Annotated in this window: 11 protein-coding genes and 1 pseudogene; all 12 read right to left on the reverse strand. The window is 29.2% G+C overall.

Features of this window, described 5'->3' with window-relative positions:
* A partial coding sequence (locus AVBRAN12640_RS09455) for an XdhC family protein (RefSeq protein WP_336612999.1) occupies nucleotides 1–777 on the reverse strand: 777 nt, incomplete at its 3' end.
* Nucleotides 770–1,567, reverse strand: a complete 798-nt coding sequence (gene yqeB, locus AVBRAN12640_RS09460; RefSeq protein ID WP_336609023.1) for a selenium-dependent molybdenum cofactor biosynthesis protein YqeB — start codon at nucleotides 1,565–1,567, stop codon at nucleotides 770–772. The genes yqeB and AVBRAN12640_RS09455, both read right to left, overlap by 8 nt.
* Entirely contained in the window at nucleotides 1,560–2,123 is a 564-nt protein-coding gene (locus AVBRAN12640_RS09465) for an NTP transferase domain-containing protein (RefSeq protein WP_214150225.1), read from the reverse strand. The genes yqeB and AVBRAN12640_RS09465 overlap by 8 nt, the downstream gene beginning before the upstream one ends.
* Nucleotides 2,120–2,794, reverse strand: a complete 675-nt coding sequence (gene yqeC / locus AVBRAN12640_RS09470; protein WP_336609024.1) for a selenium cofactor biosynthesis protein YqeC — start codon at nucleotides 2,792–2,794, stop codon at nucleotides 2,120–2,122. The genes AVBRAN12640_RS09465 and yqeC overlap by 4 nt, the downstream gene beginning before the upstream one ends.
* The gene (locus AVBRAN12640_RS09475; RefSeq protein WP_214118859.1) at nucleotides 2,784–3,245 is read right to left on the reverse strand and encodes a (2Fe-2S)-binding protein; all 462 of its coding nucleotides are present in this window, start codon (nucleotides 3,243–3,245) and stop codon (nucleotides 2,784–2,786) included. The genes yqeC and AVBRAN12640_RS09475 overlap by 11 nt, the downstream gene beginning before the upstream one ends.
* Complete coding sequence (gene xdhB / locus AVBRAN12640_RS09480) at nucleotides 3,235–4,110, reverse strand: xanthine dehydrogenase subunit XdhB (RefSeq protein WP_336609025.1); 876 nt, start codon at nucleotides 4,108–4,110, stop codon at nucleotides 3,235–3,237. The genes AVBRAN12640_RS09475 and xdhB overlap by 11 nt, the downstream gene beginning before the upstream one ends.
* Entirely contained in the window at nucleotides 4,098–6,395 is a 2,298-nt protein-coding gene (gene xdhA, locus AVBRAN12640_RS09485; protein WP_336609026.1) for a xanthine dehydrogenase subunit XdhA, read from the reverse strand. The genes xdhB and xdhA overlap by 13 nt, the downstream gene beginning before the upstream one ends.
* Before the next feature lie 8 nt (nucleotides 6,396–6,403).
* A complete protein-coding gene (locus tag AVBRAN12640_RS09490) occupies nucleotides 6,404–7,738 on the reverse strand; it encodes a uracil-xanthine permease family protein (protein WP_214118853.1) in 1,335 nt (444 codons plus the stop codon).
* A 236-nt stretch (nucleotides 7,739–7,974) separates the two neighbouring features.
* A complete protein-coding gene (locus tag AVBRAN12640_RS09495; RefSeq protein ID WP_214118851.1) occupies nucleotides 7,975–8,670 on the reverse strand; it encodes an ABC transporter ATP-binding protein in 696 nt (231 codons plus the stop codon).
* Nucleotides 8,670–9,422 (reverse strand): ABC transporter ATP-binding protein, encoded by a 753-nt coding sequence (locus tag AVBRAN12640_RS09500; RefSeq protein WP_214118849.1) that lies wholly within the window; start codon nucleotides 9,420–9,422, stop codon nucleotides 8,670–8,672. Before AVBRAN12640_RS09500 ends, AVBRAN12640_RS09495 begins: the two co-directional genes overlap by 1 nt.
* The gene (locus AVBRAN12640_RS09505) at nucleotides 9,419–10,438 is read right to left on the reverse strand and encodes a branched-chain amino acid ABC transporter permease (protein WP_442862258.1); all 1,020 of its coding nucleotides are present in this window, start codon (nucleotides 10,436–10,438) and stop codon (nucleotides 9,419–9,421) included. The genes AVBRAN12640_RS09500 and AVBRAN12640_RS09505 overlap by 4 nt, the downstream gene beginning before the upstream one ends.
* Nucleotides 10,438–10,630 (reverse strand): annotated as a pseudogene (locus AVBRAN12640_RS09510) (branched-chain amino acid ABC transporter permease); the annotation flags it as partial. The gene AVBRAN12640_RS09505 and the pseudogene AVBRAN12640_RS09510, both read right to left, overlap by 1 nt.

Below are 10,630 nucleotides of genomic sequence, written 5' to 3' on the forward strand. Positions count from 1 at the left end.
AAAATTTTTTTTATGTGCTAATTTACCTTGATTTTTGATAAGTAAAACCTCACTTAAAATACTAAACGCAATTTCTCTTGGCTCCTGATTTGCAATGTCTAAACCTATTGGAGCATAAATTTTATTAAATAATTCGGTACTAAAATTATCTTTAATCAGCTCATCTTTAATGAATTTATGTTTAGTTTTACTTCCAATAACACCAACATATTTTGCATTTTTATCTATTACATTTTTTAAGCATTTATAATCATCTAAATGAGATTTTGTAACAATAATTACATAAGTATTATCATCAATATCTAAAAAACTCAAATCTTCATAATTGCTGAAATATTCTTCATTTGCTAAACCTTGCAAATAATCTTGCCTATCATCAATTAAAATGGAATAAAAACCTAAATATTTTGATAAAAATAGTATTTCTTTACCAATATGTCCTGCTCCACATATTATTAATTTTGCTTTTTGATTAATAATTTTTATATAACCACTTGCAAGCCCGCCACACTGCATTTTTAAATCTCCATTCGGTGTTAATTCGTGATTAAAAATTTTACTTTTATTATTTTCTAAACATTCTTTAGCTTCTTTTAAAACTTCAAATTCTAATTTACCACCACCTATACTTCCAATGCTTGTGCCATCGCTAAATAAAGCCATCATAGAACCTGCATTTCTAGGAGTGCTGCCACTTGATTTGGTAAGAGTTATTAAGGCAATTTTTTCATTTTTCTCACATCTTTTATACATTTCTTTTATTATCAATTCATCCATTTTTATTCCTATTTTCAAAATACATCAAAGCTTCAAGGACCCCACCACCTATGCTCCTAGCCTTATCTGAAATACTAAAGCAATTTTCATATTCACTAATTCTTGGGTCAATATCTGCAATTTTAAGACCCTTTACTACTTCAAAATTATCATTAATAATACCTCTTAAAAGCCCACTTATGCTAGCTTTAACAGGTGTATTATCAATATATGCAATAATTTCTTCTTCTTTTACAATATCACCTATTTTAGCAATAGCTTTAAAGATTCCATTATCGTTTGCATAGATTACTCTTTTAGCTCCAATTCCTTTTACTTCAGCAGGAATTCCTGTATTTTCTTCAGTAAAACCACTTAAAATAACCTTGCCTAAATTATGGCCGCGATTACTCTCGATTACAGCGTGAGCGTCAATTCCAGCACAAAACCCAGGTCCAATAGCAATCACAATAGGAGCCATATTAATATTTGTTCCTAAATTCCTTTTAGCTAAAATTGAATCAATTAAAGCCCTTGGTTTTATATAATTTAAAATATCTAAATTCTCATCAATTATAATAGGGATAAAATCCTTACAATCTAAAATCTCATCTTTATTAACTAACTTCGCTTTTATACCTTCTATTTCGCAAGTTTTATCATAAACTGCTTGAGAAAAACAAACTTTTGTTCTAATTGAACTTGGTTTTAAACATTCTAATAAAAGTATCTTAAAGCCTGCTCTAAAAAGCCTAGCAGCAATACCACTAGCAATATCACCCGCTCCTCTAATAATTACAAATTCACTCATCAATCAACCTTAAATCTTCTTTAGTATCTATATCTTTTCCTTCTAATTCATCATATAAATCAACAAAAATTACTTTATCTTTATATTTTTGAATTAGCACTCTTCCACCACTATCATTATCTAATTCGCACAATTCTTTAAAATATTTTTTATCAAAAATAGTAGGCAAGGAATTAATATTATTAAATCTAGGAACAACAATATAATTTTCTTTATATTTTGAAATGATAGTTTTTATTGAATTAGTTTTTAAAAATATTTGATCAATCGGTAAAAATATGGCGTAATCATAATCTAAAACATTATTTAAAGCTATTTTTATACTTGTATTTTGACCCTTATTAAAGGCATTTAAAACCACATTAAAATCTTTATAATTTGTCTTTAAATACTCGTAATTATTCTCATTAGCAACTATTTTAATATCCATATTAAGCTCTAAAGTTTTTTGAATAATCAAATCAATAAAATAAGTATTTTTATATTTTAAAAATGATTTATTTAAACCAAGCCTTCTTGAATATCCAGCTGCTAAAATAATACAAATTCCTTTCAAAAATTAAGCCTTATATATTTTTCTTCTTTTAAAAAACCAGCTAATAATCTAAAATTTTTTAATCTTTTTGCAAGTTCATTTAATACTTTTAAATCATCACATCTATTAAAAAAAATAAAATTATCAGAATTTAAACTAATATTTTCAAACATTTTTAAACAAATTTTTTCTATTAAATCAATACTTAAAACATCATTTTTACTCACTTCAAATACTTGCAAAAAATCATCAAACCTATGAATGAAATTCTCATTTAATTGATAATTTAATAAATGAAGTGGAATAATTCCTATTATTTTATTGGTATTTTCTAAAATAACAGGCTCATTATTTTTCCAAACTTTATAAGGCAATTCCTTAGCTCCATCAGCTTCATATATAAACAAATCACAATTTTTATAAAAATCACTAAAATCATCTAAAGCATTTACTTTATTGTCAATAATTTTTCCACATAAATTAACGCCTTTTTTAAGATTTGTAATACTTGTTTGATTATATAGATTATTAAAATTTATATCTTTTACTTCATACATTTTTGTACTTGTTGTAAGAATTGTGATTTTATCTTGATTTTGTTTAGCTAGATTATAAGCAAAAGTGGTCTTCCCACCAGAGCCTATAATCGCAATTTTGTCTTTATATTTAATATCTAAAGCTTCATTTAGCATTATTTGCAGTATCTTCTATGGCTTGAAAGATTTTTTTATATCCTGTGCAACGACATAGATTACCAGACACACCTCGCCTTATTTCAAACTTAGTAGGCATTTTATTTTTACTAAGCAAAGCAGTTGATGAAATAATAAACCCAGGAGTGCAAAATCCACACTGAACAGCTCCGTTTTTTACAAAATTTTCTTGTAAAAGACTTAAGCCATCAAAAGGTGTTAAACCTTCTATAGTAGTTATTTTTTTACCATCAGCCCAAGCTGCTAAATAAATACAGCTATTTACATTTTTACCATCAACTAAAACAGCACAAGCTCCACATTCACCAACACTACAGCCTTCTTTAGTTCCACTTAGTTGCAATACATTTCTTATTAATTCAAGCAATGACATTCTAGGGTCAATGTGTAATTCATAAAATTTATCATTTATATAAGTTTTAATTTTCATAATTTTTTCCTATTAATTCATAAATAGCTCTTTTTGTAAGCGTTGTTAAAAGATTATTTCTAAAATCTTTAGAAGCTCTCCAAGAATCTCTTGCCTTTGTTTCATTTAAAATATTATTAGCAATTTTTTCAATATTATCTTTAGTTAATTTTAAACCTTTTGCTAATTTTTCACTTTCTTTAGCTCTAATAGGGGTAGGAGCAGCCACTCCGTAAGCTAATTTTAAATCAATTATCTCATCATTATTAGTTTTTAACATAACACTAACTCCAATTGTAGCTATATCCATAGCATTTCTTTGAGCAAATTTTATATATTTACTAACATAACCATTAAAAGATTTTTTAGGAATTTTAATACTTGTTAAAATATCTCCTTTTTCTAATTTAACAACACCAGAACTGATATAAAAATTATTTATAGCAATTTCTTTGCGTGTGTCTTCGTTGTAAATAACTAAAATCGCATCAAGAGTAAAAAGACTTGAAGCACTATCAGCAGAAGTTGCACCATTGCAAATATTTCCACCTATTGTAGCCATATTTCTAATTTGCGGACCACCAACTAGAGCAGCTGCTTGTTTTAGATTTGTTAAATTATTTTTTATAATTTCATTATTTTCTATATCATCAAAAGTGCATAATGCGCCTATATGAATAAACTCATCATCAATTGTTATGGTTTTTAATTCTTTTAAAGTATTAATTCCTATTAAATGCTTATTTGCGTATTTTTTATCCAAACTTCTAAGTTTAATTAAAATATCAGTTCCGCCTGCAATTAATACCGAATCATCTATAGTTTTTAATAACCTACTAGCTTCATTAACGCTTTTTGCTTCCGTGTAATTACTTAAATAATACATTCTTTATCCTTAGCTTGAAAAAATCTTTCTGGTGTTATTGGAATTTGATTAAACTCTATATTTGTAGCATCAAGCACTGCATTTCTAATAGCAGGTGCAGGAGAACACATAGGAGGTTCACCTAAAGACTTATTACCAAATGGACCATAAGGGTCATAATTATCAACAAAACTAACATCTAAATCAGGAACATCAAGTGCAGTTGGAACTTTATAATCTAAAAGATTATTGTTTAAAATCTTACCTGTTTTTTTGTCATATTTTAATTCTTCTAATAAAGCATAAGGAATTGCCATTCCCATTCCGCCTTCTACTTGAGAACTTGCTAAAAGTGGATTTAATACCTTACCAGCATCATGAACATTTAAAATATCTAATATCTCTATTTTTCCTGTATTCATATCAACTTCAACCATAGCCATAGTAATACCATAACTATAAGAATTTGTATGGCAATTTACACTTGCAAATGCCGATAAACTTTTAGCCTTTTGCCAATCATAAGTAGTGTGTAAAGCAAAATCAGCCAAACTCATTAAAACTTCTTTATTCTTAAAAACAATATTTGCATTTTCTAAATCAAGATTTGCAAAATCAACATCTTTTAATCTCGCTGCTGTTTTTAATATTTTTGTTTTTAATTTTAAAGCAGCTTCTTTTACTGCAAGCCCTGTTACATAGCTTTGTCTTGAAGCATAAGCTCCTGTATCAAATGGAGCTGTATCTGTATCAGTATTCGCATCAACTATAACCCAATCATAAGGAATACTTAAAACTTCTGCTGCCATTTGAGCTAAAACCGTATCAGAACCTTGTCCGATTTCAGTTGAGCCTAGCATTAGTTTAATATGTGCGTCTTGATTTAGTATTACTCTAGCTGCTGCTGTTTCTAGACCCTTTGGATAAACACCTGTTGTATAAGTAAAGGTTGCAAGCCCTACCCCACGCTTTTTATAAGGGTGTTTAAATTCTTTACAGGCTTTTTGTTTTTCATAGTAATTAAATTTCTCTTTAGCAACCTCAATACATTCTTTTAATTTAGCTGATTTTTGAATAACTTGATTTAGTGGATTTAAAACATCATTTCCTACTATATTTTTTTCTCTAAAACTAATAGAATCAAAACCCATTTTTCTAGCTACATTTTCCATAAAACTTTCTATAAAAAACATAACCTGTGGAACTCCATATCCTCTCATAGCCCCAGCTGTTGCTATATTTGTATGAACGGTTTTAATGTCATATCTAAAGTTAGGAATATTATATAAAGATAATAAAACTCCACCACCTTTAATACCAACCGAATGAGTATGAGATGCGTAAGCTCCCTTATTTGATAATACTTCTATATCTAAAGCATTTATAAAGCCATCTTTACTAATACCCATTTTTGCTTTATATTCCATTTCGTGTCTTGTTCTTGTATATGCGATACTTTCTTCTCTATCAAGTGCAATTTGAACAATTTCTCCACCCATAGCCATAGATAAAGCAACGCAAAGTGGCTCTATTGTTACTTCTTGTTTATTACCAAAACCACCACCAACAAAAGGTTTTATTACTCTAAAATAACTCCAATGTTTTTCAAAAACTTCGCCTAAAATTCTTCTTAAAATATGTGGAATTTGAGTTGAACTTACTACCACATAACGATTATCTTGGTCTTTATAAGCATAAGCAATCTGATTTTCCATATGGCAATGTTGTTGTAAAGGAACTTTAAATGTATCACTAAAAACATAATCACTATTAGCTAAAGCCGATTCTACATCTCCAACTTTACTAATAGTATGAGCCATTATATTGCTATCTAAATCCTCATGAATTTTCGCAGCTCCTTCTTGCATTGCTTCTTGTGGGGTTAGATAAAAAGGAAGCTCATCATATTCAACCTTTACCTTACTTACAGCAATTTTTGCAGCTAAATCAGTGGTTGCAATAACAGCTGCTATTTCATCTCCAAACAATCTAACATGCTCTGTTAAAATGGTTCTATCATACCTATCTCTAGTCTTTGGGTCTAGTCCAAATGGATGACCTGCGGTTGCAAACTTAGTTTTTGGCATATCTTTATAAGTTAAAATTTTAATAACCCCATCAACCTTTAAAGCTTCGCTAAAATCAAAACTTTTAACATATCCATGTGCTATGCTAGATCTTACTATTCTTGCATAAAACTTTTTCTTAGTAGGAATATCAGCAGTATAAATTGCTTTACCTGTAACTTTAGCGTAAGCATCCCATCTTGTTTCACTTTTACCTATCGTTTTAAATTCTTCTTTCATACTCACCCTTATTTATCTTTTGCAAAAATTAAAGAAGCTATCATAGAAATTACACAAACTCCTACTATGCTATCTTTAAAAACCCAACTTATATAACCTGGCAAATTACTAGTAATTTCAGGATGGACTCCAAACCCATACCCAAGACCAAAAGTAATACCTAATATCATTACATTTTTGTTGCTAAATCCAGCATAAGCTACAATCTTAATACCATTTATCAAAATCATAGCAAAAATCATAATAACTGCACCCCCTAAAACACTATCTGGAATAGTCCTAAAAACAGCTCCTAATTTAGGAATAAAAGCTGATACTATAATAAAAAAAGCACCTAAAGCTATGCAATATTTATTTATAATTTTTGTCATTGCTATTATTCCTGCATTTTGACCATAAGCTGTATTAGGTAAAGCATTTAACAAACTAGCCACCATACAACCAACACCATCTGCTAAAATAGCTCCACTGATTTCTTTTTCTTTAGCACACCTATTAAAAGCTGCTACGGTAATTCCATTAACATTTCCAATAGTTTCTAAACTTGTGATTATATAAACGATAATGGCACTTACAATAGGGGCTAGTTCAAAATGAAATTCATTAATTAAAATAATTGGAATAGGCAAGCTAAACCAACTTGCTTCACTAATAATACTAGTATCTACTCTACCTACCATATAAGCTAAAAAATATCCCACAACAAGACCTATTAAAATAGCTGAAACTTTAAAGATACCCTTTGCAAATCGTTGAATAGCAATAATGATTGCAAAAGTGCTAAAAGATAAACATAAATTAATAATATCCCCATAAGTTCCCATTTTTTTAGCAGCTAAACCACCCGCACAATAATTAACACCTACATCTAATAAATTAATGCCGATTGCAATTAATACAACACCTATTACTAATTCAGATAAAATCTTTGTAATATATTTGTAAGCAAAACCAATAAATATAGTAATTATACTGCCTATAAGAGAAGAAGCTAAAATTGCACTAAAACCATAAGTATTTGCAACACTTATAGCTGTTGGCACAAAAGCAAATGTAGTCCCCATAACTATTGGAAGATTAGCACCTATTTGGATATTTTTATATTTGATTGGATAAAGTTGCAGAAGAGTTACTATGCCAGAAGCTAGCATAGCTGATTGGATTAAACTGATACTTTCTTGCGTGGATATTACAATACTCGTACTATTTAACACCCCTATAATTATCAAAATGGGGGCTAAATTTCCTGTAAACATAGCAAGAACATGCTGCATTCCCAAAGGAAGTGCTACAAAAAACGGGGGTTTTCCTTCTAGTTGGTAAATTAAATTCTTATTTTTCATCACACACTTTCATTTTAGATAAAAGTGATTATATAAAATCTTACTTAAAATCATCTTGATATTTATTGATAATGCTAAAACATAAGTAGAATTAAATTCCTAAGTTAAATAATAAAAATATATTTATACTAAAAAAATAATCATCATAAAATCTCATATATAAATATTAATTTATAACAAGGCTAAAATAAATCATATTAAAATATAAAACCGAAAAATTAATTCCGATTTTATATTTAAATTCCTAAATATTTTTTGCGAATATTATCATCATTTGCAAGGTCAATTCCTTTGCCTTCTAAAACGATTTTGCCGTTTTCTAAAACATAAGCCCTATCACTTATTTTTAATGCTTGTTGGGCGTTTTGCTCTACTAATAAAATAGTAATTCCTTCATTTTTTAAAACCTTAATTATCTCAAAAACTTCTCCTACAATCTTAGGTGCAAGTCCTAGACTTGGCTCATCTAACATAAGTAATTTTGGCTCTCCCATTAAAGCTCTTGAGATTGCTAACATTTGTGCTTCTCCACCACTTAAATTCCTTGCTAAGGTATTGTTTTTTTGCTTTAAGCGTGGGAACAATCTATACATTTGCTCTTTTAAATGCTCGTAATTATCAGCATTATAAAACGCTCCCATTTTAAGATTATCTTCAATGCTAAGATTTGCAAAAACTCTTCTTCCTTCTGGCACAAGGCTAATTCCTTTTTGAACTAGAGTATGAGTTTTATGCCTTTCTATTTCATAACCTAAAAAATTAATCTCCCCACTACGCTTAGGAATATTCAAAATCGCATTTAAAGTGCTAGTTTTACCAGCCCCGTTACTGCCTACTATACTTACGATTTCTCCTGAGTTTATATGAAAACTAATATCATCAACAGCTTTAATCAAACCATAATGAACGCTTAAGTTTTTAACCTTTAACATTAAAAATCTCCTAAATATGCTTTAATTACTTCATTATTATTAACCGCTTCTTTTGGTGAGCCTAAGAAAATACTCTTACCATAATCAAGCACTAAAACCCTATCACATAAGCTATTTACAAACTTCATATCATGCTCAATCAACACTATGCTAAGCTCTTTTTTAAGAGTAGTTATAATATCTGCTAATTCATTGCTCTCAGTCCCATTCATTCCTGCTACAGGCTCATCAAGTAATAATAATTTTGGTTTTAGTGCTAATGCTCTTGCTATTTCTAATTTTCTTTGCTCTCCATAACTTAATTCGGTTGATTTTGCATTAGCTAAATGAGAGATTTTAAGAGTATTTAGTATTTTTATCGCTTCTTCTCTTGCTTGTTTTTCAGCCTTTTTATATCTTGCAATATGCAAAAACGCTTCAAAAATATTGTAATTAATACTACAATTTAGTCCTATTAAAACATTTTCAAGCACACTCATAGATGAAAATAATCTAATATTTTGAAAAGTCCTTGCAATGCCTAATTTTGTGATTTCTAATTGATTTAGATTTGTAATGTTTTTATTATCAAAAATAATCTCACCCGAACTTGGCTTATAAGCTCCTGAAATTATATTAAATAAAGTAGTTTTCCCTGCTCCATTAGGTCCAATAAGTCCAAAAACTTCACCTTTTTTAACGCTAAGATTTGCATTATTTATAGCCTTTACTCCACCAAAATTCTTATCAATATTCTTAAGCTCTAAAATCATTTTTTAAACCTTTTAAAAATAATATCGCTTAGCTCCTTATCGCCAAAAATCCCACGCCTTGCAAATAGCATTACTAAAATTAATATGATAGAAAACACAAGCATTCTAAGTCCTGGCAAACCTTTTGTCTCATAACCAAAAATATTCATAGGTTCATCTAAAAATCTAAGCCACTCACTTCCACCAATTACTAAAATAGCTCCAATAATTGCTCCTGTAGTGCTTCCTAATCCGCCTAAAACTATGATAATTAATAATTGGAATGTAAATAAAAAGTCAAATTGTTCAGGCGTAACACTTGTGATATAGCAAGCTAAAAGCCCACCTGCTACACCTTCTAAAAAAGCACTAGTCCCAAAAGCTAAAGTCTTAATCCTAAAAGTATTAATCCCCATAGCTAAAGCTGCATCTTCATCATCTCTTACAGCCTTCATTGCTCTGCCGTATTTTGAATAAATGATATTAAGTATTAAAACAACGCTAATAATAGTAATAATTCCAACTATATATAAAAAATTATTCGGTTTTGGAATTTCATTTAACCCTTGCACTCCGTTTGTAAAAGCTGCGAAATTAAGTGCAATTAATTTAATAATTATTCCAAATCCAAGCGTAACGATAGCTAAATAATCTCCCCTTACACGAAAAACTGCAAAGCTTAAGATTAAAGATAAAGCCAAAGCACCAAAACCACCCGCTAATAAAGCTATAAAAAAGCTATCAGTATGAAATGATAAAATAAATGGATGCGGGTCTAATAAGCTAAATTGATCTTGCTTAGCTTCAATATCAAGCAATAATAAAGCCGTAATATAAGCACCAACTGCAACAAAACCATTAGGCTCTAGGCTAAATTGCCCTGTTACACCATTGATTAGATTATAAGATACTGCCAAGATTATAAAAATACTAATATTTATAAAAGTTCTTAAAGCATAATCACTCAAGCAATATTGAGCCGCAAAAATGCTTAAAACTGCTAAGATTAAAATGATTATTGAAAATATATTTTTCATTAAAATCTACTCCTTTCATAATCTTGTCCCATAATTCCTGTTGGTTTAAATAATAAAACAAATACTAAGAATATAAATGCAAAACCATCTTTAAACCCTGCTAAATCAGGCACAAAAGCTACTATTAAAACTTCGCAAAATCCAATTATAAGCCCACCAAGAACAGCTCCGCCAACGCTACCAATACCACCT

Origin of the sequence: Campylobacter sp. RM12640, from assembly GCF_020137595.1 — a bacterium.
Classification (GTDB): Bacteria; Campylobacterota; Campylobacteria; order Campylobacterales; family Campylobacteraceae; genus Campylobacter_E.